Here is a 25,747-nt window from a genome sequence, read left to right as displayed (position 1 = left end):
AGGAGTACAGGTGCCACGATTTTATGTTTATTGCATGGCTGGCCTGCTGCTTGCCGCGCCTGCCCTTGAGGCGGCGACAGTGCGATTACAGGTAGACGGCTTAACCGGGGATCTGCAAAAGAATGTCAGAGCGCGCCTGTCAACCATCGGCAGCGATGAGGTTTCTAATGATGGTCGTTTTCGGGCGCGTGTCTCTGTTGCGATAAAAGAGGGGCTGCGCGCGCTCGGTTATTACGAGCCGACCATCGATTTTGAATCCCGCCCCGCGCCAGCGAAGGGCGGACGCCCGGTATTAGTGGCACATGTCACCCCTGGGGAGCCGGTAAAAATCGGCGGCAGCACCATTGTGGTTGATGGCGATGCGCGCAATGATCCCGATTACAAAGCCTGGGTGAAGCAGGGGCGACCTAAAGTGGGCACGCAGCTTAACCACGGGCAATATGACAAATTCAAAAGCGGCTTCTCAAATCTTGCGCTGCGTAACGGCTATTTCGATGGCACCTTTAAAAAAAGCCAGCTCGGCGTCTCGGTTGAGCGGCGCGAAGCGTTCTGGGATATTGACTACGACAGCGGCGAGCGCTATCGCTTTGGTGACGTCACTTTCCAGGGATCGCAGATCCGCGAAGAGTACCTGCAAAATCTGGTGCCCTTTAAAGAGGGTGACTACTACAGCTCCCGCGATTTAGCCGAGCTGAACCGCCGCCTTTCCGCCACCGGCTGGTTTAATTCGGTGGTGGTCGCGCCGGAATTCAGCAAGGGACGACAGACTAAAGTCCTGCCGCTGAGTGCCGTGATGTCACCCCGCACCGAAAACACCATTGAAACCGGCGTAGGCTACTCGACTGACGTCGGTCCGCGCCTGAAAGGCACCTGGAAAAAGCCGTGGATCAACGACAGCGGCCACAGCCTGACGGCCAGCGCCTACGTGTCCGCGCCGGAACAGCAGGTCGATCTCAGCTACAAAGTGCCACTACTGAAAAGCCCACTGGAGCAGTATTACACCTTCTCTGGCGGCCTGAAGCGCACCGATCTTAACGACACCAAAGCCGACACCACCACGCTGGCGATGTCGCGCAACTGGGACAGCAGCAGCGGCTGGCAGAAGGCGGTCAACCTGCGCTGGAGCCTGGATCACTTTACGCAGGGCAGCGTGACCAACACCACCATGCTTCTTTATCCTGGCGTCAGCGTAAACCGCACCCGTTCCCGTGGCGGCCTGATGCCGACCTGGGGCGATTCACAACGCTACTCCGTCGACGTCTCCGACACCACCTGGGGTTCCGATGTCGACTTCCTGATCCTGCAGGCGCAAAACGTCTGGATCCGTACTCTGGGAGACAGTCATCGTTTCATCGCGCGCGGCAATCTTGGCTGGATCGAAACCAACGACTTCGACAAAGTGCCGCCGGACCTGCGCTTCTTCGCCGGTGGCGACCGCAGTATTCGTGGCTACAAATACAAAAACATCTCACCACGTGATGACGACGGCAAGCTCACCGGTGCATCAAAACTCGCCACCGGATCGCTGGAATATCAGTACAACGTCACCGGTAAATGGTGGGGCGCGGTGTTTGTCGACTCGGGTGAAGCGGTTAACGACATCAAACAAAGTAACGTCAAAACCGGTGCGGGCGTCGGCGTGCGCTGGTCTTCACCGGTTGGCCCCATTAAATTTGATATCGCCAGACCTATCGGGGATGACGAGGAGCATGGATTGCAATTTTACGTAGGACTGGGGCCTGAACTATGAAGCTGTGGAAAAAGGTCCTGATCGGTATTCTGATCGTTCTGGTTGTGCTGTTGGGTGGTGTGGCATTTTTAATCGGGACCACGCCGGGGCTGCACTTAGTGCTCAAGGGCGCGTCGCGCTGGGTGCCGGGCCTGTCGATCAAACAGGTCGATGGTGGCTGGCGTAACCTGACGCTTAACGGTCTGCGCTACGAAATGCCCGGCGTCAGCGTCGATGCCGGGCAGATCCATCTGGCGGTGGATCTCAACTGCCTGCTGCACTCTTCCGTCTGCGTTAACGATGTTTCCCTGCGCGATATCAGTGTGGTCGTCGACAGCAAGAAAATGACGCCTGCCGCACCGGCGCCGGAAGAGGAGAGTGGCAACACTAACCTCAGCACGCCGTATCCGATCACGCTGAGTCATCTTGGACTGCACAACATCAATGTCAAAGTTGATGACACCGCAATCTCGCTGCTCGATTTCACCACTGGCCTGCAGTGGCAGGATCGCGCGCTGACGCTGAATCCGACTCATATCCAAAGCCTGCTGATTGCGCTGCCGAAAGCGGCAAAAGTGGTGAAAGAAGAGGTGGTCGATCCGAAAGTTCAGCAGCCGCATCCCGCCGGGAAACCGCTGGGTGAAACGCTGCAGGCGATGTTTGCTCAACCGCTGCTGCCTGCGCTGCCCGATTTCCGTTTGCCGCTGGATATTGACGTGCAGCAGATTCTGGGTGAACAGCTGCGCATTACTGGCGACACCGATATCTCCGTCAGCCGGTTGCTGCTGAAAGCCAGAACCGCCGATCGCCAGATGCAACTGACGACGCTGGAAGTGGACTCGAATCTTGGCAACCTGAAGGGTAGCGGACAGGCGACGCTGGCGGATAACTGGCCGGTCGATTTCTCCCTGAACGGCACGGTCAATACCGATCCGATCAAAGGCGAAAAGCTGGCGCTGAAACTCAACGGCGCGATGCGCGACGAGCTGAAGCTGGGCCTGAACCTCTCAGGTCCGGTGAATGCGCAGCTGGATGCGACGACCCAACTGGCGGTCGCGGGACTGCCGCTGTCACTGCAGCTGACCAGTCCGCAGCTGCGCTGGCCGCTAACGGGGCCGATACAGTATCAGGCCGATAACCTGAACTATCAGTTCAAAGGCAAAGCCACCGACTATGTGATGTCGCTGCAGACCGCCGTGAGGGGCGAAACTGTGCCACCGGCCAATATCTCGCTAACAGGTAAAGGCAACGTTGAGCAGTTCAGCCTCGATCGTCTGCGCGTAGCCGCTCTGCAGGGCAATATCGATCTCACCGCGCTGGTGGACTGGAGCAAGGCGATCAGCTGGCGCAGTGAACTGACGCTGGCGGGGATCAACACCGCGAAACAGTATCCCGACTGGCCCGCACGACTGGATGGCAAAATCACCACGCGCGGCAGTCTGTATGGCGGCACCTGGCAGCTGAGCGTGCCGCAGCTACAGCTGAAAGGAAACGTGAAGCAGAACGCCGTGACTGCTGATGGCTCACTGACCGGTAACAGCTACAACCAGTGGACGGTGCCAGGCATTAAGCTGGCGCTGGGACGCAACCATCTGGATGTCAAAGGAGCGCTGGGCGACAGTCTGGACCTTGATGCCAGTATTGATGCGCCACAGCTCGACAATGCGCTGCCATGTCTGGGTGGCGTCGTCAACGGCACCCTCAAAGCACGTGGCACTCTGAAGGCTCCACAGTTGCTGGCCGATCTCAATGCCCGTGGTTTGCGCTGGCAGCAGATGCAGATTAATCGCGTCACTCTGAATGGCGATGTCCGTTCCGGCGAGCAGGTGGCGGGTAAACTGCAACTGCGCGTCGAGCAGCTTAAGCAGGATGCGCTGAACATCAGCCTGCTGACGCTGAATGCGGACGGCAACGAGCATCAGCATCAGTTGAAGCTCAATGTGCAGGGCAAACCGGTCTCGGGGCAACTGGCGCTGAACGGCAGCTTTGATCGCCAGACCGAACGCTGGAAAGGCTCGCTGAATGACACCCACTTTGATACGCCCGTCGGCGAGTGGCGTCTGACGCGTGCGATGGCAATCGACTATCTCAACAGCAGCCAGACGGCGACCATCGGCCCACACTGCTGGCAGAACCCCAATGCGCAGCTCTGTGTGCCGGAACCGGTTGAAGCGGGCCCGGCCGGTCATGCGCATGTGGTGCTGAACCGCTTTGACCTGGCGATGGTCAAACCATTTATGCCGGAGGCGACGCAGCTCAGCGGCTTGTTCAGCGGTGACGTGCGCGTCAACTGGACTGCCGATGGCAGCCTGCCGACCGGCACCGTGGCGCTGAAAGGCAATGGCGTGAAAGTGGTGCAGGATGTGCAGGGCAATAGTCTGCCTGTCGCCTTCGACACGCTGAACCTCAATGCCGCGCTGCAAAACGGACGCGCTAAGCTCGACTGGCTGATCCGCATCGCCAAAAACGGGCAACTGGATGGCAACGTGCAGATCGACGATCCGCAAAACCGCCGCACGCTGGGCGGTAACGTCAACATCCGCAATATCTCGCTGGCGATGATCAATCCGGCGCTGATGCAGGGCGAGAAGATCAAAGGCAGCCTGAACAGCAGTCTGCGCCTGGGTGGCAGCGTGCAGCAGCCGCAGGTATTTGGTCAGCTTGGCCTGACGGGTGTCGATGTGGATGGCAACTTTATGCCGGTCGATCTCACTGCCGCTAACCTGAATCTGGTGTTCAACGGCATGAGCTCCACCCTGAACGGGCTGGTGCAGACTGCCCAGGGCAACATCAACCTCAGCGGTAACGCCGACTGGAGCCAGCTCGATAACTGGCGTGCGCGCATTGCGGCGCAGGGCAGCCGGGTTCGCGTGACCGTACCGCCGATGGTGCGCATGGATGTCTCGCCGGATCTGGTGTTTGAAGCGACGCCAGCCGCCTTTAACCTAGATGGCCGCGTCGATATTCCATGGGCGCGCATCACGGTGCAGGAAGTACCGGAAAGCGCCACCGGCGTCTCGTCGGATGAGGTGATGCTGGATAAGCAGCTGAAGCCGATTGCACCGCAAACCGCCTCTATCCCGATTAACAGTAATCTGGTGATCCACGTCGGCAACGATGTCAGGCTCTCAGCGTTTGGCCTGAAAGCAAAGCTAAATGGTGATCTGAAAATGGTGCAGGATAAGTCAGGACTTGGCTTAAACGGCCAGATCAACATTCCGTCTGGTCGCTTCCACGCTTATGGTCAGGATCTGATCGTGCGTAAAGGCGAGCTGCAGTTTGCCGGTCCGCCGGATCAGCCTTACGTCAACCTGGAAGCGATCCGTAACCCGGATGTGACTGAAGATGGCGTCACGGCCGGTCTTCGCGTCACCGGTCTTGCCGATGAACCTAAAGCGGAAGTCTTCTCCGATCCGGCGATGTCGCAACAGGAAGCGCTCTCTTACCTGCTGCGTGGTCAGGGATTGGGCAAAGACGGCGACAGTAACGCCCTCACTTCGGCACTTGTTGGCTTAGGGGTTGCACAAAGTGGGCAGGTTGTGGGTAAAATCGGGGAGACCTTCGGTGTCAGCAATCTCGCTGTTGATACTGCCGGTGTTGGCGACAGCCAGCAGGTGCAGGTCAGCGGCTATGTGCTACCGGGTCTGCAGGTAAAATACGGTGTTGGCATATTTGATTCACTGGCGACGTTAACCTTGCGTTACCGCCTGATGCCTAAGCTCTATCTGGAAGCCGTGTCCGGTGTGGATCAGGCTCTCGATTTGCTCTATCAGTTTGAGTTTTAGCAATGCGAATAATTGTCTACGGCAGTTTACGGCGCAAACAGGGAAACAGTCACTGGATGACCAATGCGCAGTGGCTGGGTGATCACCAGATTGAAGGCTTTGAGCTTTACAGTCTGGGCCATTATCCCGGCGTCATAGAGGGCAATGGAGCGGTACATTGTGAGGTGTACCGCATTGATGCCTCAACCCTTGCGGAGCTGGATGCGCTTCGCACAAAAGGGGGAGAGTACAAACGTTTTCTGACTCAGACGCCGTTTGGCAGTGCATGGCTTTATGTCTATCAACGCTCAGTGGCAGGACGCCAGCGCATTATGAGTGGTGACTGGCTGAAGCGCGATGAGGAGCCAGAGGCCTGAACAAAAACACCGTCCAGTTGGACGGTGTTTTTTTTTCGACTCACAAATCGGCAGCAGAATTACTTCTTCTGTGCGCGCTCATAAGAGGCGATGATTTCAGCTTTAGCGGCTTCGGCGTTATCCCAGCCATCCACTTTCACCCATTTGCCTTTTTCCAGATCTTTGTAGTGTTCAAAGAAGTGGGTGATCTGTGCACGCAGCAGTTCTGGCAGGTCGTTCACATCTTTGATGTGATCGTACTCTTTAGACAGCTTGGTGTGCGGAACGGCAACCAGTTTGGCATCTTCGCCAGACTCGTCAGTCATTTTCAGCACGCCAACCGGACGGCAGCGGATCACTGAGCCTGGGACCAGTGGATACGGGGTCGGAACCAGTACGTCAACCGGATCACCATCCAGAGAAAGGGTATGGTTGATGTAGCCGTAGTTGCACGGATAGAACATGGCGGTAGACATGAAACGGTCTACAAACAGGGCACCAGACTCTTTATCAACTTCATATTTGATCGGATCAGCATTCGCTGGGATCTCAATGACAACGTAGATATCTTCTGGCAGGTCTTTACCTGCTGGCACCTGGTTCAAACTCATCTGGCATTCCTTCAGTAGTCGTATGTTGAGTGTCGGCTATTATAGCCAACTGACTCTGAAAGTATGCCCTCTTTTTGGCGTTTCGGAATGCGCCCAAACGCTACTTAGCCGTGACAAATAATGAAACAATGCCTGCGGCAATCAGTGGCCCTACCGGCACGCCCCGGAAGAACGCCACACCAATCACCGTACCAATCAGCAGGCCTCCGATCACCGAAGGCTGAACGCTCATAAAGTTCACGCCACGACCGCCCAGCCAGGCGACAAAAATCCCCACCAGAATCGCCACAATTGACTTCCAGTTAGCAAAGGATTTGAGCAGCGCGGAGGCAGGCAATGAGCCGCTGGCCAGCGGAGCCATCACCGCCACGGTAAGAATAATGATGCCTAAGGTAATGCCCTGTTTTTCGACGTAGGGGAAGAACTGAGCCAGCGGGGTAATTTTAATCGCCAGCAGCACCAGAATCGAAATCGTGACCGCGTTGTTGTGTACGAAATAACTCAGCACGGCGAGGCAAATCAGAATGATGGTCGAGGCGTAAGCAGCCATGGTTTCTCCCTGAAGGTTATTGAGAGCGCTGACTTCCGCCAGCGCAAAAGCCGGTTATCGATTAGCAGTCATCGGGGTTAGCACAGCTGCCTTTAGCCTGTGACTGCAGCATCAGCGCCTGATTACGCACCAGGCTCAAACTCTGGGCGCTAAGCGCCACGCTACCCAGCGTTCCCTGAGAACTGAGCCGACTGCGGCTCGCCTCAAGCCAGCTGTCGCGGTAGCTCAGCCAGGCACGCTGAGCGACACGCAGTTTATTTTTCGGTTCACCGGAGAGGGTCTTGATTAGTTTGTTGTACTGCTTATTCATCTCCTGATCCCACACCTGAATGGCCGCCGTGTAGCACTGGTTCATGGCGAGAGTGGTCGAGGCATTATTGAGGCAGCGATCAGGCGAGGCATCTGACGGCATATCCTCTGCCAGCGCCGATGTGCTGAGGCACAGCAGCATCAAAAACAATCCTGATTTCATTCTTTTCTCCGGATAACGGAAGGGCGGCGATCAGCTTGATGGATGTTTCTGTGATGATCAAGTTGTTAACACTAATGAGAGTTAAAGTTTCGAACCGTTACTGCCGATAATTCCTCCGCTTTAGGGCCGCTTGAAATTCGCCTTTTCACATACACGGAAATTATCAGGATGAAACAGTTATCACTTCGCACGGGGTTGCTGGCATTGCTGGCATTTATGACACTGCTGCTGTTGGCGGTGAGTTTTATGGGTATCGTGGCTATTAACAAAGGGAATCGCTCGCTGGATGTGATCAACCGCATTCAGGGGATCGAGCTGAACAGTCTTTATAAGAGTAATTCAGATCTGATGCGGGCCCGCGCTAACGCGGCGCTGGCGGTACGTAAAATTGAAATTGGTATGCTGGAAGAGGGCGCGGCAGTAACAAAACTGTCGCAGGCGGATGTGGTGTCATCGCAGAAACACCTGAAGCGTTTTGTAGACGCCGGAACGGTGACGGCGCACGGCAAAATGCTGGCGGATGCGGTTTCAGCCAGTTACAAAGCCTATCTCGACCAGGGCATCAAACCAATGATGGATGCGCTGGACAAGCAATATACCGACGAATATTACCAGCTGCTGGAAGGCAACCTTGCAACGCTGGCGGCCAGTTACGATAAGGCGGTCAATGACTTCAGCCAGCTGGCCGATGAGATCACCCAGGCTCAGCTGGCAGAGGCGGCCCACAACGAAACCAAAATGAAAATCCTGATCGCCGTGGCGGGAGTCTTAACCCTGCTGCTGCTGGTGCTCGCCTGGCAACTGCTGCGCCGGATGCTGCTGCAGCCGCTGAACCTGGCGATTGTCCATCTTGAGCAGATCGCGGCGGGCGATCTGTCCCAGGCGCTGCCACCGTCCAGCAACAATGAGCTGGGTCGGCTGAACCATGCGCTGAGCGGGATGCAGCAGTCGTTGCGGACCTCGGTGAGTCAGGTACGCGAAGCGAGTATGCAGATCGACATCGGCAGCCGTGAACTGGCGGCGGGTAACGTTAATCTGTCGCAGCGCACCGAAGAGTCTGCCGCCTCGCTGGAGCAGACGGCGGCCAGCATGGAGCAGCTCACAGCAACCGTGCGGCTTAACGCCAGCAACGCACAGCAGGCACATCAACTGGCTAACGCGGTCTCTGATACCGCCGATCGCGGCGCTGAAGTCGTCTGCTACGTGATGGAAAAAATGCATGAGATCACCGACAGTTCCAATCGTATCGGCGACATTCTTAGCGTGATCGACGGCATCGCTTTCCAGACCAACATCCTGGCGCTCAACGCCGCCGTGGAAGCGGCGCGCGCAGGCGAACAGGGCCGGGGTTTTGCGGTAGTGGCAAATGAAGTGCGCACGCTGGCACAGCGCAGTGCTAACGCAGCCAAAGAGATCCGTACGCTGATCGGTGATTCACAATCACGGGTCAAAGAGGGCACCGAGATGGCGACGCGCGCGGGTGAAACCATGGATGAGATTTCTGGTGAGGTGATGCGCGTCACGGCACTGATGAAAGAGATCTCGATGGCCTCCGACGAGCAGAGCCGCGGCATTGAGCAGGTCAATCTGGCCGTCACTCAGATGGATGCGGCGGCGCAGCAGAACGCCGCGCTGGTTGAGCAGGCAACCGCCGCGACTCAGTCGCTGGAAGCGCAGTCCGATCAGCTTCAGGCAACTATGGCGCAGTTCAGATTGCAGACGGCGTAAAAACAAAAAGGGCGCGAAATCGCGCCCTTTTTATATGACTTTTTATACTACTGTCAGATTAACCCTGACGGCAATCCGGGAACTCAGCCAGGAAACGCTCAACGTCGTTCACCATCGCCTCATTACCGCAGTAGAACGGGCAACGCTGATGCAGCGTGACCGGTGGAATATCCAGAATACGTCTCTGTCCGTCGGTGGCTTTACCGCCCGCCTGCTCTGCCAGGAACGCCATCGGGTTGCACTCATACAGCAGACGCAGCTTACCCTGAGGATGGCTGGCTGTGCTTGGATAGAGATAGATGCCGCCTTTCAGCAGGTTACGATGGAAATCCGCCACCAGCGAGCCGATATAACGTGAGGTATAAGGACGATGCGTTGGCAGATCCTCTTCCTGACAGAACTTCAGATATTTCTTCACGCCCTGCGGGAAACGAATGTAGTTTCCTTCGTTGATCGAATAGGTGTAACCAGTCGGTGGATAGGTCATACGTTCGTGACTGAGGCAGAACACACCCAGTGACGGATCGTAAGTAAACGCATGCACGCCTGCACCGGTGGTATAAACCATCATGGTGGATGAGCCGTAGACCACGTAACCGGCTGCGACCTGCTTGTTGCCCGGCTGCATGAAGTCCGCTTCAACTACTGGCGTGCCAGGTTCGCTGACGCGATGATAAATAGAGAAAATGGTGCCGACGGAAACGTTAACGTCGATGTTAGAAGAACCATCCAGTGGATCCATTAGCACTACGTATTTACCGTTTTCCTCACCTTCAAAGATAACGAACTCGTCTTCTTCCTCAGAAGCGATACCGGCGACGATGCCACGTGCTTTCAGTGCTGCCTTCAGTTTTTCGTTAGCAAACAGATCCAGTTTCATCTGCTGTTCGCCCTGAATATTCTCCACGCCACTGGTACCGAGGATATCCACTAAACCGGCTTTATTAATATCGCGGTGGATAATTTTGGCACCCAGCTTGATAGCTGAAATCAGCGCCGTCAGTTCACCTGTGGCGTGCGGAAAGTCGTGCTGCTTCTCGACGATAAATTCGCCCAACGTTTTCATAACACATTCCCTGAATCTTCGATGGAGTGGCAGCACGCGTAACAGTCTGCCAACGGATGCGTACGCAGTTTAGCCGAATGAACTTCAAAAACCATAGTCCTAATCCGTTTCTTCCGTCTGCGACCGGCGTTACACTGTGCGCCGAACTTTTGAGTAATGGATCATGTTATGCGCATTCACATCCTCGGGATTTGTGGCACTTTTATGGGCGGTCTGGCGATGCTGGCTCGTTCACTTGGTCATCAGGTGACCGGTTCAGACGCCAACGTTTATCCGCCAATGAGTACCCTGCTCGAACAGCAAGGCATTGAATTAACGGAAGGTTACGACGCCAGCCAGCTCGATCCGGTGCCTGACTTAGTCATCATTGGCAATGCGATGACGCGCGGTAACCCCTGTGTGGAAGCGGTGCTGGAACGCAACATTCCCTACCTCTCTGGCCCGCAGTGGCTGCACGATTTCGTGCTGCGCGATCGCTGGGTGCTGGCAGTGGCCGGAACCCACGGCAAAACCACCACAGCAGGCATGGCAGCGTGGATTCTCGAGGCCTGCGGCCTTGAACCCGGCTTCATTATTGGTGGTGTGCCCGGAAACTTCGATGTCTCGGCAAAATTAGGAAAAAGTCCATTCTTCGTGATTGAAGCGGATGAGTACGACTGCGCGTTTTTCGACAAGCGTTCCAAGTTTGTCCATTACTGCCCACGCACCCTGATCCTCAACAACCTTGAGTTTGATCACGCCGATATCTTCGACGATCTGCGGGCGATCCAGAAGCAGTTCCACCATCTGGTGCGGATCGTGCCGGGGCAGGGCAAGATCCTGCTGCCGGAACATGATCCTAACCTTAAACAGGTGATGGCGATGGGATGCTGGAGCGAGCAGGAGAGTGTTGGCGAGCACGGTCGCTGGCAGGCGAAGAAGCTGACCAACGATGCGTCTCACTGGGAAATCTGGCTCGACGACGAGAAAGTCGGGGAAGTGAACTGGGGACTGGTTGGCGAACACAACATGCATAACGGACTGATGGCAATTGCTGCCGCGCGGCATGTGGGTGTGAAGCCGGAAGATGCAGGCCAGGCACTGAATACCTTTATCAATGCACGTCGCCGGCTTGAGCTGCGTGGCGAAGTCAACAGCATCAAAGTCTATGATGACTTCGCGCACCATCCGACCGCGATTCTGGCGACGCTGGCTGCCCTGCGCAGCAAAGTGGGCGGCAGAGCGCGCATTCTGGCCGTGCTGGAGCCACGCTCCAACACAATGAAGATGGGTGTCAGCAAAAACGATCTGGCCCCGTCACTGGCGCGTGCGGATGAGGTGTTCCTGTTCCAGCCGCACCATATTCCATGGCAGGTTTCAGACGTGGCAGAAGCGTGCATTCCGCCTGCACACTGGAGCGCGGATATCGATACCCTGGTGGAGATGGTGGCTAAAGCTGCTCAGCCAGGCGACACGATTCTGGTTATGAGCAACGGCGGGTTTGGTGGCATTCATCAGAAGCTGTTGGACAGGCTGGCATAACATCAGGGGCGCCCATATCGGGCGCCTCTCTTAACATCATTATTCCTGACAATATTACTCTCTCCAATTATAACGACACCGTGTTAAATGGGGTGGAGGTGACCTTTCTGAAATCGTATTACTGGAGGACACTGGACAGTATCAGCTTTTATTCAGCCAGAGTTTATCTCCTCGCGCACTGAATAGAAATGTGGTGTGGCACCCTGGTATAAAATTAACGATCGCTGGTCTGTTGGCGGGCTGTACCGCCTTGAGTTGACGGATTATGCGCATGAGGATCAATGCCGCACCGGTGGCATTGATTATTGTGATACTGAACGGCATCGCACTGCTAACCGTTTTGATCTCTATCTGCGGAATAAAAGCGATCGGCTGACGACCACCTATAAGCTGGTATATAAGCACGCCGATGCGAAACTGTTTGCCAATAAACATGATGACTACGAACAGGAGTTACAGTTCGATTATGCGCCTGGCAACGATCGCGTCTGGGTGCCTTACGTCACCTTTGGCGATATCGGACGTTCTGCCACGTCGAGCGAACGCCAGTTGCGGCTGCGCACCGGTATTCTCTACATCTATCGGTAAATGCTCTGCCGGGTGGCGGGCGAGGCTGCCCGCCATGGCATTACTTCGCTTCGGCCAGTTCGCGGAGATACTGGAAAATCTGACGGGCAGACTTCGGTGGCTTGTTGCCCGTTTTCTCTTTCTGCGCGTTACGGATCATGCTGCGTAACTGCTGACGATCGGCTTCGGGATAGAGCGCAATCACGTCACTCATCGCCTCATCGCCCTGTTCAATCAGACGATCGCGCAGCATTTCCAGTTTATGGAACAGCGCAACCTGCTGGTTATGGCGATTATTGAGCTTATCCAGCGCAACGCGGATCGGCTCCACATCAATACTGCGCAGCAGTTTACCGATCAGCTGCAGCTGACGACGGCGACCTTCTTTCTTGATGCGCTGCGCCAGTTCGACTTCGGCACGCAGGCGCTCATCCAGCGGGATTTTATCCAGCGAGTTTTTACCCAGATCAACCAGTTCGGCACCCAGGCGCTTTAACTCTTCTGCATCGCGTTTAATTTCACTCTTACTGACCCAGATAATCTCTTCATCTTCTTCTTCGTCATTATCTGGCACATCGTCGAGCCACTCATCGGGCTGTTTGGTCATTTCCGGGCTCCCAAAAAAAAGAGGCTAATCCTACCAGTTTATCGGGTGACTGCGAAATTGTTCTCTGACTCTGATAGACTCAAATCATTCACACATAAGATTAGACGGCAGGTCGATGAACGTATCTACTCAGGTTGCAGAACAGCGAAAAGTACTGGAGCAGGCCATTGCGCAGGCACTTGAACTGGCTAAAGCAAGCACTGACAGCGCGGAAGTGGCAGTCAGTAAAACCACCGGCATCGGGGTCAGCACCCGCTATGGCGAAGTGGAAAACGTCGAATTCAACAGCGACGGTGCGCTGGGCATCACCGTTTATCATCAGAATCGTAAAGGCAGCGCCTCATCGACCGACCTTAGTCCGGACGCGATCAAACGTACCGTGCAGGCGGCGATTGATATTGCGCGCTACACCTCGCCCGATCCGTTTGCTGGCCCGGCCGACGCGGAGCTGCTGGCCTATGATGCGCCGGACCTGGATCTCTACCATCCGTGGGAGATTGATGCAGACCGCGCCATTGAACTGGCTGCACAGGCGGAGCAGGCGTCACTGCGTGCAGACAAGCGTATTATCAACACCGAAGGTGGCAGTTTTAACAGCCACGTCGGCATCAAAGTCTTTGGTAACAGTCACGGTATGTTGCAGAGCTACTGCTCAAGCCGTCACTCGCTCTCCAGCAGCGTGATTGCCGAGCAGGATGGCAACATGGAGCGCGATTACGCCTATACCATTGGCCGCGCGTTTGAAGATCTGAAAAGCCCGGAGTGGGTAGGTGCAGAGTGCGCACGCCGCACGCTCTCTCGTCTGGCGCCGCGTAAACTGCCGACCATGAAAGCCCCGGTGATTTTTGCCTCTGAAGTGGCGACCGGCTTATTCGGTCATCTGGTTGGTGCGATCAGCGGCGGCAGCGTTTACCGTAAATCGACCTTCCTGCTGGATTCCATGGGTCAGCAGATTCTGCCAGAGTGGCTAACCATCAATGAACAGCCGCATCTGCTGAAAGGGCTGGCTTCCACGCCATTCGACAGCGAAGGCGTGCGGACGCAGGCGCGCGACATCATTAAAGATGGCGTACTGCAGACCTGGCTGTTGACCAGCTATTCAGCCCGTAAACTGGGCCTGACCAGCACCGGTCACGCTGGCGGCATCCATAACTGGCGCATTGCTGGCCAGGGCCACAGCTTTGACGAGCTGCTGAAGCAGATGGGCACCGGATTAGTGGTGACCGAGCTGATGGGCCAGGGCGTCAGTGCCATTACCGGTGATTACTCACGCGGAGCGGCCGGTTTCTGGGTCGAGAATGGCGTTATTCAGTACCCGGTTAGCGAAGTCACTATCGCCGGAAATCTCAAAGAGATGTGGCGCAACATGGTGACCATTGGTGACGATATTGAAACCCGTAGCAATATCCAGTGCGGTTCCGTGTTACTGCCTGAGATGAAGATAGCGGGACAATAAGATGGATTCCTGAAGCAGCCTGTTGGCTGCTTTTTTTTCATCATAATAAAAAGGAAGTAATGATGCGTAAGCATGTGATTGCAATGTTGTCGGCTTCTCTGTTGTTCTCCAGCGTCAGCCTCTATGCGGCGGATCTGGAGCAGGATATGGACACGCTGAATGCGAACCTGAAAATCGTCAAGAAAAGTGACAATGCACAGGAGATGCAGCAGGCGTTAACTAAAATGCGTGCCGCGGCGCAGGATGCTAAAAAATCGACGCCAGATAAGCTGGAAGGTCAGCCTGCTGACAGCGCGCAGGTCAAAGATTATCACGCGGGCCTCGACTCACTCATCGCACAGATCGACGTGGTTAGCGCGCTGGCGAAAGCCAACAACGTGGATGGCGCAAAGCGCGAAGCGGCCAAATTTGATGACATCCGCAATACCAACCATAAGAAATTCCGTTAATCAGATCGCCGGTCAGCCCGACCGGCGACTTTTACCATCACTTCTGCTTATCACTGCCCCCTGAACCTCAACACGTCACACCTGTCGCCGCACAACATCACCGCCTGTAACCATTAAATCCATCATTTTGCGCATTATGTGACGCGTGTCGCACTAAACGTGCAGCCTGCGATCTGACGCACAACCTTCACTTCAATTTCCACTTGCTGCTGGAAATGTTGCCTCTCCACAGCTGGGGTGAGGACCGTTAATTTGTTTCTAACGCGAATTATCCGGTTTAACAGGAGTAGCAAGGTGAGCAATAACGGCGTCCCGGTGTATGAAGCGCCACCGGAGAAAGTGCAACAGCTGGCTGACAGCGTGATGACGCAGATTGCGGCGATCTATCAGCAGCATGGCATTCAGCCCAATGCGGTTCAACAGCAGATGCTGCAATCGCATGTCGGTGCCATGGCGTCACGCTCGCTGAGCGGAGAGCCGCTGCCCGAAGTGGAAGCGGAGCTGTTTGAGGATATTCCGCCGGAAACGGTCGCGCTGGCGCAGCAGGTCGTCGATCTGTTTGGCAATCTCCCCCGCGAAGAGGCCTGGCTGCTGTCAGTGCATATTGAAGTCGCGCGATCAAACAACTAAAGAGGAATACAAGATGGTAACAGTCGTGATTGGTGATCGTTTAGGTAAAGGCCAGAAAGTAGCTGCGGGCATCGAAAAAGCGGGTGGCCGTGCCATCGTGGTGCCAGGCGTGGCGGCTGACATGAAACTGGGTGACGTGATGAAGGCAGAAAATGCCGATTTCGGCATCTCGTTCTGCGGCAGCGGCGGCGCAGGCGCCATTACCGCGCAGAACAAATACGGCTACAAAGCTAAACATGGCATGCGCTCTGTCGACGAAGGCGTCACCGCCATTAATGAAGGTGCAACGGTGCTGGGCTTCGGCTTTATGGATAAAGAAGAGTTAGGTGAGCGGTTGGTGCAGGCCTGGAACAAGAAGCACGGCAGCTGATTATGAAAGAACAATACGTTACCCAGGTGACGGTCGAGGGCAAAGGCGACACCAAAGCGAAAGCCTTTGCCGATGCCCTGAGTCGGGTGCAGAACCAGGTTCTGCGCGCGACGCAAAAAATTCTGCTGCGCATTGAACCTCAGGATGTCCGGGTGCTGCGCGCGCAGGAGAGCGTCAAAACCGAGAAGTTTCTCTTCTTCTTTCTGGCGCGCCAGCGGAGGAGCTTCAGCGTCACGCTGGAGATCACCGTCAGCGTCACCGTTTTCGACACCGAACAGGTGACGTTCACGGCGGCATCATAAAACAGAGCCTGTTCACATCAGCCAGCCGTTTGCCCGATTCTCAGCTGTCGCGATCGCGCGGCAGTCAGGCGGGGCGATGGTGCGGCTGAGGCAGGGCAGGTAAAAACGACAACAAGGTACAACAACATGTTTTTAATCATTTTGTTTAAGTCGTTGATCATTGGCGGGCTGGTCGGGGTTGGCGTCGGTGCGGGCGCTGCGCGCATGTTTCACGCGCCCACCACCCAGGGCATGGGCGCCTTTCGTACGCTGGGCGAGCTGAACTCGTGCGAAGGCGATCCGGCCTCCCACTTCTCCTTTGGTCTTGGCTTCTTTTTCAATGCCTGGGCATCGTCTGTCGCAGCCGGTTCATTCACGCAGGATGTGGATCATCGCATCATTCCAAACTGGGGGGCGGCTGCCCTGATGGTGAAGAATCGTAATGTGGCGGAGACGCTGCATGACCCGAAAAAAATGGCCATCGCCTGCGGCATCATCGGCATGATCGTGGTCGCCTTCCTCAACTCAACCGCCTCGGCGGTTCCGGCTGCGCTGCAGGTTACTGCGGTCAAAGTGCTGGTGCCCGCCGCAAACCTGCTGGTGAACACGGTGATGCCAGTGATCTTCTGGCTGGCAGCGATCGACGCAGGCAAAAAGTCAGGCTTCTGGGCCACCATCTTTGGCGGTCTGGCGCAGCTGATCATGGGCAATGCCGTGCCAGGACTGGTGCTGGGTATCCTGATCGGTAAAGGCGTGGAAGAGAGCGGCTGGAACCGGGTCACCAAAGTCATGATGACCGCCATCGTGCTGCTGTTTGTGCTGAGCGGCTTCTTCCGTGGTTTCGACATGAAGCTACTGCAGTCCTTCCAGCTCGGCATTCCCGGCTGGCTCGACATGATCCACAACTCAGTCAGCGGCAAATAAGAGGCGATGCGATGAACGAAAATAAAGGCTTCTGGTACGCCGACTGGTCTTTCCCGATCTTTGTTGGCCTGCTCTCCTCTGGCGTCTTTGCCGGGACCCACATGTACTACCTCTATGGTATCGGCGCGTTTAACGAAGTGGCGTTTGTGTCTATGCTGCGCGCAGGCATGGAGACCGGCGTCTACGGCGCGGTCGCCGCCTTTGGTGCCAGCTTCCTGTTCGCCCGCATTATCGAAGGCTCGCTGGTGGGCATTCTGGATATCGGCGGCGCGATCCAGACCGGCGTCGGGCTGGGCGTTCCGGCCCTGCTGCTGGGTGCGGGCATCGTCTTTCCGGTGGCGAACTTCGCGGCCTCGCTGGCGACGGGCCTGGTGATTGGTGTGGCGATTGGCTACCTGATTATTCTGGCGCGTAAATTCACCATCAATCAGAGCGACTCCACCTACGGCGCAGACGTGATGATGGGGGCAGGTAATGCCTCAGGGCGCTTTCTGGGTCCGCTGATCATCCTGTCCGCTATGGCGGCCTCCATTCCGATTGGTCTGGGTTCGCTGCTGGGTGCGCTGCTGTTCTATCTCTGGAACAAGCCGATTACCGGCGGCGCGATCCTCGGCGCGATGATCCTGGGTGCGCTGTTCCCGATTGCTCTCTGAATCTCACCGGCAGTCCGGCAGCGGGCTGCCGTTAAGGAGAAACCATGTACGACTTGATTATCCGCAATGCGCGCCTTAGTGATGAGCAGGTGGTCGACATTGCGCTGCAGGATGGCCGCATCGCCGACGTGGGCACGTTGCAGGGCAAGGCACAGCGCGAGCGCGATCTGGCTGGCCGCTACTACCTCAGTGCCGGCTGGATCGACTCCCACGTTCACTGCTATCCCAAATCACCGATTTATCATGATGAAGCGGACGCGATTGGCGTGGCGTATGGCGTCACCACGGTTGTCGATGCGGGCAGTACCGGCGCAGAACATATTGATGATTTCTACCAGCTGACGCGCGCGGCGCAGACTCACGTCTATGCGCTGATTAATATCGCCCGCACCGGCATCGTCACCCAGAATGAGCTGGCCGACATGACGCAAATCGACGGCGAGGCGGTGCAGCAGGCCGTAGCGCGACTGCCCGATTTTATTGTCGGCCTCAAGGCGCGTATCAGCAGCAGCGTGGTCGGTCAGAACGGCGTCCAGCCGCTGATAAAAGCTAAGGCAATTCAGCAGGAGAGCGGCGGTCTGCCGCTGATGGTTCACATTGGCAACAATCCGCCCAATCTCGATCAGATTGCCGATCTGCTCACTACGGGCGACATCATTACGCACTGCTTTAATGGCAAACCCAACCGCATCCTGACACCACAGGGTGAACTTAAAGCGGCGGTCAAACAGGCTATCGCGCGGGGCGTAAAACTCGATGTTGGCCACGGCAGCGCCAGTTTCAGCTTTGAAGTCGCTCAGATGGCGATTGCGCAGGGCGTTCTGCCTGACACTATCAGCTCTGACATCTACTGCCGCAATCGTCTGGCCGGGCCGGTTCACAGCCTGGCGCATGTGATGTCGAAATTCTTAAGCGTTGGCATGACGCTGCCACAGGTGATCGACTGCGTCACGGTTAACGCGGCAGCCGGACTGCGCCTGCTGCGCAAAGGCCAGCTGAAAATCGGCTACGACGCCGATCTGACGGTTTTTAGCGTGCAAGAGAAAGCCCGGCCCTTCATCGATTCAGAAGGTGAAGAGGTAACCGGTGAGAAGCATCTGGTTCCGCTGGCGGCGGTGGTCGCTGGTACGTGGATCGCGACTGAAGAAGGAATAGCGCATGACCTCGGTATATGAAAAGTATGGGCTGAAGCCGGTGATTAACGCCTCTGGCCGTATGACGATCCTCGGCGTCTCTACGCCGTCGAGCGATGTGATCGATACGGTGAAGTATGGCCTCGATCACTACTTCGAAATGAAAGATCTGGTGGATAAGACCGGTGCTTATATCGCTGGTCTGCTGAAGGTGGAGAACGCGCTAGTGGTCTCCTGCGCCTCGGCCGGTATCGCCCAGTGTGTGGCGGCGGTGATTGTGAAAGACAACGACTGGCTGGTGGATAACCTGCACGCTGCGCCGCTGACCGTCCCGCATCAGATTGTGGTACCGAAAGGGCACAACGTGAACTATGGCGCGCCGGTCGGCAGCATGGTGGCGCTGGGTGGCGGGCATTTGGTGGAAGCGGGTTACAGCAACGAATGCTCACCTGCCCAGCTGGCGGCGGCGATCACGCCACAGACCGCGGCGATCCTCTATGTGAAATCGCATCACTGCGTGCAGAAGAGCCATCTCGATGTGGCGCAGGCCGCGGCGGTTGCGCGTGAGCATGGCCTCCCGCTGATCGTCGATGCGGCAGCAGAAGAGGATCTGCAATGCTACTACCAGGCGGGAGCCGATCTGGTGATCTACAGCGGCGCAAAAGCGATTGAAGGGCCGACCAGCGGATTGGTAATTGGCAGACACCACTACGTTGAGTGGGTCAAACGCCAGACCAACGGCATTGGCCGCGCGATGAAAGTGGGCAAAGAGGGGATTCTGGGGCTGACCCAGGCGATTGAAAATTATCTGTCGCAGCCAAAAATCAGCGGCGCGCAGATGGTGGAAAAAATGACGCCATTCATTGAGCAACTTAACGGCTTAGCGGGCGTGACGGCCCGCATCGTGTGGGATGCAGCCGGACGCGACATCGCCCGGGCTGAGATCACGTTCGACGAAGCCGCGATCCAGCAGCGTACCGGCGATCTGGTGCAGGCGCTGAAAAAGGGCGACGTTGCGATCTACTTCCGTGGCTACAAAGCCAACGAGGGGATCATTGAGGCGGACGTGCGCAGCGTCAGCGCCGATCAACTGCACACTATTTTCACCCGCATTAAGGCACTGTTAAACGGAGAGAAAAACGCATGACGCTGACACCCAATTTCTACAAGGATCGTCTCTGCCTTAACGTCCTGGCGGGATCGAAAGAGAATGCGCGCGCCATCTGGCAGGCAGCAGAAGGGCATGTACTGGTCGGGGTATTGTCAAAAAACTACGCCAGCAATGACGCTGCTATCGCCGATATGCGCGAGTATGCCGCGCTGATCGATAATGCGCTCTCGGTGGGACTGGGCGCAGGTGATCCCCAGCAGTCACAAATGGTGAGTGAGATATCGGCGGTGCTGCAACCGCAGCATGTGAATCAGGTCTTTACCGGCGTCGCCACCAGTCGTGCGCTGCTGGGACAGTTACAGACTATAGTGAACGGTCTGATCTCGCCTACCGGTACGCCGGGGCGGGTGAAAATCTCCACCGGACCGCGCAGTTCAAAACGGCAGGATGGGATCGTACCTATCGAAACGGCGATAGCAATGCTGCAGGATATGGGCGGCAGCTCGGTGAAATATTTCCCGATGGGCGGTCTGCAGGCGGTGGATGAGTACCGCGCTGTGGCCGAAGCCTGCGCAAAACAGGATTTCTGGCTGGAGCCCACCGGCGGTATCGATCTGGAAAACGTCGGCGAGATCGTGCGCATTGCGCTGGAAGCGGGCGTCAGCAAAGTGATCCCGCACGTCTACAGTTCGATCATCGACAAAGCCAGCGGAGAGACCCGCATTGAAGATGTGAAGCAGCTGCTGGCCATCTGTAAAACAGTACTGGCCCGGTGATCGACACGATCTGCCTCTGACTGGCAGATCGCGCAACATGGACGTTGCGTGATGAACTCCGTAGGCTGAAGTTTCCACTCTCTCTGTCAGTAAACAGGTAATGCTTGTGAGATTTCCCAATCAGCGCCTTGCGCAACTGTTCGATGCCCTGCAAAACGAAACGCTGCCTCAGGATGAGCTGGCGCGGCGTCTTGCCGTCTCGACACGCACCGTGCGCACCGATATCACGGCGCTGAATGCGCTGCTGGCAGACTATGGCGCGCAGTTTATCCTGAGCCGTGGCGCGGGCTATCAGCTGAAGATTGAGGATGCCCAGCGCTTTCAGCATCTGCAGCAGCATACCGCGTCGCCGCTGCGGGTGCCGCGTACCTCGCCGGATCGGGTTCGCTACCTGCTGACCCGCTTTCTCACCGCCGCCTATTCCCTGAAACTTGAAGAGCTGGCGGAAGAGTGGTTTATCAGCCGCGCCACCCTGCAGAACGATATGGCAGAAGTGCGCGAATGGCTGGGGCGCTATCACCTCACCATTGAGAGCAAGCCACATTACGGCATGAAGCTGTTCGGCAGCGAAGTGGCGATTCGAACCTGCCTCACCGACCTGTTATGGCAAATTGATCAGTCGCAGCCTGAGAGTCCGCTGCTGACTATTGAAGCGCTCAACAGCGGCATGCTTGAGACGCTGCGTCCGCTGTTGCAAAGCTGTTTCGCGCAGCACAACATTCGCCTCAGCGATGAGGGAGAACGCTATCTGCGGCTCTATTGTGCCGTTGCTGTGCGTCGCATCAGTGAAGGCTATCCGCTTAACGATCCAGGGGCCGAAGAGATTGGCGATGAGGTGCGTGAAGCGGCACATCAGCTGATCAATCTGATGCGCCCGCTGGTCAGCAAACCGATTTCACGCGCGGAAGAGAACTGGCTGCGGGTCAACATCGCCGCGCGGCGTATTCAGGCGATCTCCCCCAGCGCTATCAATGCGGATGACGCCGACGCGCTGGTGGATTACCTGCTCAGCTTTATCAACACGCACTACAACTTCAATCTGCAAAACGATCAGCAGTTGCGCGCCGATCTGCTCACCCATATCAAAACCATGATTACCCGGGTGCGCTATCAGATTCACATTCCCAACCCGCTGCTCAGCAACATCAAACAGCACTATCCCATGGCCTATGATGTCACCCTGGCGGCGGTGACCAGCTGGGGGAAATATACCCCTTACGTCATCACCGAGAATGAGATTGGCTTTCTGGTGCTGCACATCGGCGTCGGGCTGGAGCGCCACTATGACGTGGGTTATCAGCGTCATCCGCAGGTGCTGCTGGTGTGCGACAGCGGTAACTCTACGCTGCGGATGATTGAGGCGATGCTGCTGCGTAAATATCCACAGTTGCAGGTTACGGCGCGTCTGTCACAGCGCGAGTATGAGGAACGCAGTCGCATCGACGAAGATTTTGTGATCTCCACCATCCGGCTCAGCGAAAAAGAGAAACCCGTGGTGGTGATGTCGCCGTTTCCCACCGGTTTTCAGCTGGAGCAGATTGGCAAGCTGGTGCTGGTCGACCGGACGCGGCCCTACATGTTGGCGAAATTTTTTGATGCTCCGCACTTTCATATCGTCGACAAGCCGATGACCCGGTCTGAGCTGTTCCGCCAGCTGTGTGATCAGCTGCAGGATGAGGGCTTTGTGGATGCGGCGTTCTATCCGTCGGTCGAAGAGCGCGAAGCGATTGTCAGCACTATGCTGGGCGAAGGCATTGCGCTGCCGCACTCGCTGGGATTGCTGGCAAAGAAAACCGTGGTCTATACCGTGCTGGCGCCGCACGGCATTCCCTGGGGAGACGATACCGCCTATGTCATCTTCCTGCTGGCGATCAGCAAAAGTGAATATGAAGAGGCGATGGCGATATACGATCTGTTTGTGACGTTTCTGCGTGAAAGGGCGATGACCCGCCTGCGGGACAGCACCGATTTCACCTGCTTCAGGGCGGTGGCGATGGATTGCCTGAGCCGGCCGTAGCCTGTTTAGTTTTTCTTCGCCAGCAGGCGGGGGATCTCGCGCAGGCACCAGGATTTAGCTTCACCCATGCTGTCACGCCGCCATGCCATAATAATGTCGACCTCGCGGGTATATTCCGGACTCACCACGCGCAGGCGGCCTTCCGCAATATCCTGCTCCACCAGTGAATAGGGCATGGTCGCTACGCCCAGGCCGGCCAGCAGCGCACGGCGCTTATCGTCCATGCTGCTCACGGTCAGGCGCTGCTGCTTATCCAGCAACTGCACGGTCAGCACCGGGCGCTCACGCGCGGTATCCGCCACCGCAATGCCTCGGTATTTCACCCGCGTTACTTCAGACTGGGGTTCAGGCTCGTTATGAATCGGGTGGTCAGCACTGGCGACATAGACGCTCATCATGGTGTAGAGCTTGCGGGTGTTGATCTCGGTGGAGGCGCGGAAGTGCATATCCGGGGCAATCACGATATCGGCACGGCCCTGTTCCAACCGTTCCCACGCGCCGGCCAGCACTTCCGTGACCAGAGAAAATTGCGTGTTGGCTTTGTCAGCCAGCCGCGTCACCAGCGGAAACAGTGCATTAATGGGCACCAGCGCTTCGGTAACGATCGTCAGGTGGGTTTCCCAGCCACGTGCCAGCGCTTCCGCATCAGTAGTGAGCTTATCGGCCGCTTCCAGCAACACCCGGCCACGCTCCAGCAGCATGCGTCCCACGTTGGTAAATTTGGTGCGGTGACCGGAGCGGTCAAACAGCACCACATCCAGCTCCTCTTCCAGCTTTTGCATAGTGTAGCTGAGGGCAGAAGGAACTCGCCCCAGTTCATCTGCTGCCGCTGCAAAACTGCCACGTCGATCAATCGCATCCATAACGCGTAAAGATTCAAGGGTTAACGCACGCTCTTTAGCCATCCCGGTTCTCTGTCAGGAAATTTGAACATGCCGGGCAGATTAACTGGCTAACAATCCGGCGTCCAGACTTTTACCATAGTGGGTATAAAGTCCGTGGCCGATCCTCGTCACCGGATGCCGGAGGTAAATAATGATAACAACACGCAGTGCGTCGGCATGTGGCCAGGCCGATTTCGGCTGGTTGCAGGGCCGCTACAGTTTCTCTTTTGGCCACTATTTTGATCCTAAACTGATGGGCTACGCATCGCTGCGTGTTCTGAACCAGGAAGTGCTGGCACCGGGTGCGGCTTTTCAGCCGCGTACCTATCCTCAGGTCGATGTGCTGAACATCGTGCTTCAGGGTGAAGCCGAATACCGCGACAGCGAAGGCAACACCATCAGTGTGCGGGAAGGGGAGGCGCTGCTGCTCTCTGCCCAGCAGGGGGTGAGTTACACCGAAATCAACCTGAGCAAAGATCGCCCGCTGACACGTATGCAGCTGTGGCTGGCCGCCTGTCCGGAGCGCGAAAATCCGCGGATGCAGAAAATTGCCCTGACGGAAGGCCGGTTGTCTCAGCTGATCGCCTCACCGGATGGCGTGGACGACAGCCTGCAACTGCGTCAGCAGGTGTGGATTCATCAGGTTGAGCTGGCTCCGGGCGAACAGCACTCGCTGCGGATACAGGGGCCACGAGCCTATCTGCAGTCGATTCACGGTTCGCTGGAGGCGATGTCCGGCACGGATCATCAGGAAAAGCTGGGCTGTGGCGATGGCGCGTTTTTGCAGGAAGAGAAGCTGTTGCAGCTGAAGGCGAAAACCGCGACCCGCGCGCTGGTCATCGATATTCCGGTCTGAAAATCGGGCAATAAAAAAGGCGGCCATAGCCGCCTTTTTGCGTTTTAGCGTGTTACTTCAGCATGGTAAAGGCGGTGGTGACGTGCTTCACGCCACTAACGCGGCTGGCGACATCAGCCGCGGCCTGCGCTTCCTGTTGTGTCACCAGACCCAGCAGGAACACTTCGCCATTCTCCGTCGTCACCTTCACGTTGGAGGATTTAACCTGATCGCTGCCCAGCAGCTGCGAGCGGATTTTGGTGGTAATCCAGGTGTCTGACGACGTGGTGCCAAGCGTCACTTTCTGGCCGATGCGGATCTCGTTATAGACCTCGGTTGCGCCATCAACGCCCATGGTGATCTGTTTGGCACGATTGGCGATCTCCTGCGAAGGCGCCTGACCGGTCAGCAGCACTTTGCCCTGATAGGCGGTGGCAACAACGCGGGCATCGGTTTTAATCTGCTGATCTTTTGCCAGCGCGTTCGTGACGCGTAGCTCCAGCGTGCCGTCATCAACCTGCGTACCCACTGAGCGGGGATCGGTGGCCGTTTTGGTGGCAACAGCTGCGCCGCCAGCGACAACCGCGACGCAGCCCTGCAGTAGCATGGCGGTTAACAGAATAGCTATAGCATTCAATGCTTTCATTCGTGCTCCTTCAGTCATTCCTGATGGGGAAAGAGAGTGTTATCGATCAGATCGCATAAGCAATTCACGGTGAGCATATGCATCTCCTGAATACGGGCGCTGCGGTGCGACGGAATGCGGATCTCCACATCCTGCGGACCCAGCAGTCCGGCGAGCTCTCCGCCATCATACCCGGTAAGCGCAACGATAGTCATATCGCGTGTTACCGCCGCTTCTACGGCCTTAACGATGTCGCGGGTGTTGCCACGGGTTGAGATAGCCAGTAACACATCGCCTGCGTGTCCCAGGGCGCGCACCTGCTTGGCATAGATTTCATCGTGCATGCGGTCATTACCAATCGCGGTCAGCATCACGTTGTCGGCACTCAACGCCAGCGCCGGTAAGCTTGGGCGTTCTGTCTCGAAACGGTTGATCATGCTGGCGGCGAAGTGCTGTGCATTGGCGGATGAGGCACCGTTGCCACAGCTCAGGATTTTATTGCCATTCAGTAACGACTGCACCAGCGTCATAGCGGCGCGGGAGATGGCATCGGGCAACGCTTCGGCTGCGGCAATCTGAGTTTGAATACTTTCGGTAAAACACGCTTTAATTCTGTCCTGCACACGACCACC

At 56.6% G+C, this 25,747-nt stretch carries 26 protein-coding genes; 18 read left to right on the top strand and 8 right to left on the bottom strand.

Annotated elements, in window-relative coordinates; translation table 11 throughout:
- Positions 1-34: 34 nt before the first annotated feature.
- The 3 genes from tamA to AC2LB6_RS07120 are packed head-to-tail and all read left to right on the top strand — an operon-like array spanning position 35 to position 5,870.
- Positions 35-1,750: an autotransporter assembly complex protein TamA gene (gene tamA, locus AC2LB6_RS07130; protein ID WP_490093003.1), complete on the top strand. Its 1,716-nt coding sequence runs from the start codon at positions 35-37 to the stop codon at positions 1,748-1,750.
- Positions 1,747-5,514, top strand: a complete 3,768-nt coding sequence (tamB, locus tag AC2LB6_RS07125; RefSeq protein ID WP_490092978.1) for an autotransporter assembly complex protein TamB — start codon at positions 1,747-1,749, stop codon at positions 5,512-5,514. Before tamA ends, tamB begins: the two co-directional genes overlap by 4 nt.
- Positions 5,515-5,516: 2 nt before the next feature.
- On the top strand, positions 5,517-5,870 hold the full coding sequence (locus AC2LB6_RS07120; RefSeq protein ID WP_008925784.1) for a gamma-glutamylcyclotransferase family protein: 354 nt from the start codon (positions 5,517-5,519) through the stop codon (positions 5,868-5,870).
- A 59-nt stretch (positions 5,871-5,929) separates the two neighbouring features.
- Here the strand turns inward: AC2LB6_RS07120 and ppa are convergent, their stop codons facing one another.
- The 3 genes from ppa to AC2LB6_RS07105 form a co-directional block, all read right to left on the bottom strand.
- Positions 5,930-6,460, bottom strand: coding sequence for an inorganic diphosphatase (gene ppa / locus AC2LB6_RS07115; protein ID WP_033734022.1), 531 nt, complete (start codon positions 6,458-6,460; stop codon positions 5,930-5,932).
- Between the two features lie 100 nt (positions 6,461-6,560).
- Positions 6,561-7,010 carry a DUF441 domain-containing protein gene (locus AC2LB6_RS07110; RefSeq protein ID WP_094120588.1) on the bottom strand — a complete coding sequence of 150 codons (450 nt, stop codon included), beginning with the start codon at positions 7,008-7,010 and terminating at the stop codon, positions 6,561-6,563.
- Positions 7,011-7,071: 61 nt separating this feature from the next.
- Positions 7,072-7,482: a lysozyme inhibitor LprI family protein gene (locus tag AC2LB6_RS07105; RefSeq protein WP_490092977.1), complete on the bottom strand. Its 411-nt coding sequence runs from the start codon at positions 7,480-7,482 to the stop codon at positions 7,072-7,074.
- 168 nt (positions 7,483-7,650) lie between these two features.
- Here AC2LB6_RS07105 and AC2LB6_RS07100 point away from each other — a divergent pair, with 168 nt between their 5' ends.
- The gene (locus tag AC2LB6_RS07100; RefSeq protein ID WP_490092976.1) at positions 7,651-9,210 is read left to right on the top strand and encodes a methyl-accepting chemotaxis protein; all 1,560 of its coding nucleotides are present in this window, start codon (positions 7,651-7,653) and stop codon (positions 9,208-9,210) included.
- A gap of 58 nt (positions 9,211-9,268) precedes the next feature.
- Here AC2LB6_RS07100 and fbp read toward each other — a convergent pair whose 3' ends face one another.
- Positions 9,269-10,276 carry a class 1 fructose-bisphosphatase gene (gene fbp / locus AC2LB6_RS07095; protein WP_090966175.1) on the bottom strand — a complete coding sequence of 336 codons (1,008 nt, stop codon included), beginning with the start codon at positions 10,274-10,276 and terminating at the stop codon, positions 9,269-9,271.
- A 168-nt stretch (positions 10,277-10,444) separates the two neighbouring features.
- On the opposite strand from fbp, the gene mpl reads away from it, so the two are divergent.
- The gene (gene mpl, locus AC2LB6_RS07090) at positions 10,445-11,797 is read left to right on the top strand and encodes a UDP-N-acetylmuramate:L-alanyl-gamma-D-glutamyl-meso-diaminopimelate ligase (protein WP_490092975.1); all 1,353 of its coding nucleotides are present in this window, start codon (positions 10,445-10,447) and stop codon (positions 11,795-11,797) included.
- Positions 11,798-11,992: 195 nt separating this feature from the next.
- On the top strand, positions 11,993-12,385 hold the full coding sequence (locus tag AC2LB6_RS07085) for an oligogalacturonate-specific porin KdgM family protein (protein WP_490092974.1): 393 nt from the start codon (positions 11,993-11,995) through the stop codon (positions 12,383-12,385).
- 40 nt (positions 12,386-12,425) lie between these two features.
- Here AC2LB6_RS07085 and yjgA read toward each other — a convergent pair whose 3' ends face one another.
- Positions 12,426-12,971 (bottom strand): ribosome biogenesis factor YjgA, encoded by a 546-nt coding sequence (yjgA, locus tag AC2LB6_RS07080; RefSeq protein WP_490092973.1) that lies wholly within the window; start codon positions 12,969-12,971, stop codon positions 12,426-12,428.
- A 115-nt stretch (positions 12,972-13,086) separates the two neighbouring features.
- Between yjgA and pmbA the strand changes: the two genes are divergently transcribed.
- From pmbA to AC2LB6_RS07025, 11 genes are all read left to right on the top strand, one after another.
- A complete protein-coding gene (gene pmbA / locus AC2LB6_RS07075) occupies positions 13,087-14,427 on the top strand; it encodes a metalloprotease PmbA (RefSeq protein ID WP_490092972.1) in 1,341 nt (446 codons plus the stop codon).
- A gap of 62 nt (positions 14,428-14,489) precedes the next feature.
- Positions 14,490-14,876: a cytochrome b562 gene (cybC, locus tag AC2LB6_RS07070; protein ID WP_090966167.1), complete on the top strand. Its 387-nt coding sequence runs from the start codon at positions 14,490-14,492 to the stop codon at positions 14,874-14,876.
- Between the two features lie 294 nt (positions 14,877-15,170).
- A complete protein-coding gene (locus AC2LB6_RS07065) occupies positions 15,171-15,506 on the top strand; it encodes a glycine dehydrogenase (protein ID WP_061063460.1) in 336 nt (111 codons plus the stop codon).
- A gap of 13 nt (positions 15,507-15,519) precedes the next feature.
- Entirely contained in the window at positions 15,520-15,876 is a 357-nt protein-coding gene (locus AC2LB6_RS07060; protein ID WP_490092971.1) for an SFCGS family glycine-rich protein, read from the top strand.
- 2 nt (positions 15,877-15,878) lie between these two features.
- The gene (locus AC2LB6_RS07055; RefSeq protein WP_137241187.1) at positions 15,879-16,178 is read left to right on the top strand and encodes a DUF4312 family protein; all 300 of its coding nucleotides are present in this window, start codon (positions 15,879-15,881) and stop codon (positions 16,176-16,178) included.
- Positions 16,179-16,304: 126 nt separating this feature from the next.
- Positions 16,305-17,081, top strand: coding sequence for a DUF4311 domain-containing protein (locus tag AC2LB6_RS07050; protein ID WP_008925780.1), 777 nt, complete (start codon positions 16,305-16,307; stop codon positions 17,079-17,081).
- Between the two features lie 11 nt (positions 17,082-17,092).
- Positions 17,093-17,734, top strand: a complete 642-nt coding sequence (locus AC2LB6_RS07045; RefSeq protein ID WP_010256482.1) for a DUF4310 family protein — start codon at positions 17,093-17,095, stop codon at positions 17,732-17,734.
- A gap of 44 nt (positions 17,735-17,778) precedes the next feature.
- On the top strand, positions 17,779-18,909 hold the full coding sequence (locus tag AC2LB6_RS07040; RefSeq protein ID WP_490092970.1) for an amidohydrolase/deacetylase family metallohydrolase: 1,131 nt from the start codon (positions 17,779-17,781) through the stop codon (positions 18,907-18,909).
- Positions 18,893-20,014, top strand: coding sequence for a DgaE family pyridoxal phosphate-dependent ammonia lyase (locus tag AC2LB6_RS07035; protein WP_490092969.1), 1,122 nt, complete (start codon positions 18,893-18,895; stop codon positions 20,012-20,014). Before AC2LB6_RS07040 ends, AC2LB6_RS07035 begins: the two co-directional genes overlap by 17 nt.
- Entirely contained in the window at positions 20,011-20,754 is a 744-nt protein-coding gene (dagF, locus tag AC2LB6_RS07030; RefSeq protein WP_490092968.1) for a 2-dehydro-3-deoxy-phosphogluconate aldolase, read from the top strand. Before AC2LB6_RS07035 ends, dagF begins: the two co-directional genes overlap by 4 nt.
- Positions 20,755-20,860: 106 nt before the next feature.
- On the top strand, positions 20,861-22,771 hold the full coding sequence (locus AC2LB6_RS07025; RefSeq protein ID WP_490092967.1) for a BglG family transcription antiterminator: 1,911 nt from the start codon (positions 20,861-20,863) through the stop codon (positions 22,769-22,771).
- A 5-nt stretch (positions 22,772-22,776) separates the two neighbouring features.
- Here the strand turns inward: AC2LB6_RS07025 and AC2LB6_RS07020 are convergent, their stop codons facing one another.
- The gene (locus tag AC2LB6_RS07020; RefSeq protein WP_490092966.1) at positions 22,777-23,676 is read right to left on the bottom strand and encodes a LysR family transcriptional regulator; all 900 of its coding nucleotides are present in this window, start codon (positions 23,674-23,676) and stop codon (positions 22,777-22,779) included.
- Between the two features lie 130 nt (positions 23,677-23,806).
- Between AC2LB6_RS07020 and AC2LB6_RS07015 the strand changes: the two genes are divergently transcribed.
- Positions 23,807-24,511 carry a pirin family protein gene (locus AC2LB6_RS07015; RefSeq protein WP_090966149.1) on the top strand — a complete coding sequence of 235 codons (705 nt, stop codon included), beginning with the start codon at positions 23,807-23,809 and terminating at the stop codon, positions 24,509-24,511.
- A 52-nt stretch (positions 24,512-24,563) separates the two neighbouring features.
- On the opposite strand, the gene dolP is transcribed toward AC2LB6_RS07015, so the two are convergent.
- Both dolP and diaA read right to left on the bottom strand, forming a co-directional pair.
- A complete protein-coding gene (dolP, locus tag AC2LB6_RS07010; RefSeq protein ID WP_008925774.1) occupies positions 24,564-25,136 on the bottom strand; it encodes a division/outer membrane stress-associated lipid-binding lipoprotein in 573 nt (190 codons plus the stop codon).
- A gap of 14 nt (positions 25,137-25,150) precedes the next feature.
- A complete protein-coding gene (diaA, locus tag AC2LB6_RS07005; RefSeq protein WP_490092965.1) occupies positions 25,151-25,738 on the bottom strand; it encodes a DnaA initiator-associating protein DiaA in 588 nt (195 codons plus the stop codon).
- Positions 25,739-25,747 lie beyond the last annotated feature (9 nt).

The organism is Pantoea sp. RCC30.1 (assembly GCF_058148845.1).
This window is presented reverse-complemented; position numbering and strand designations above follow the sequence as displayed.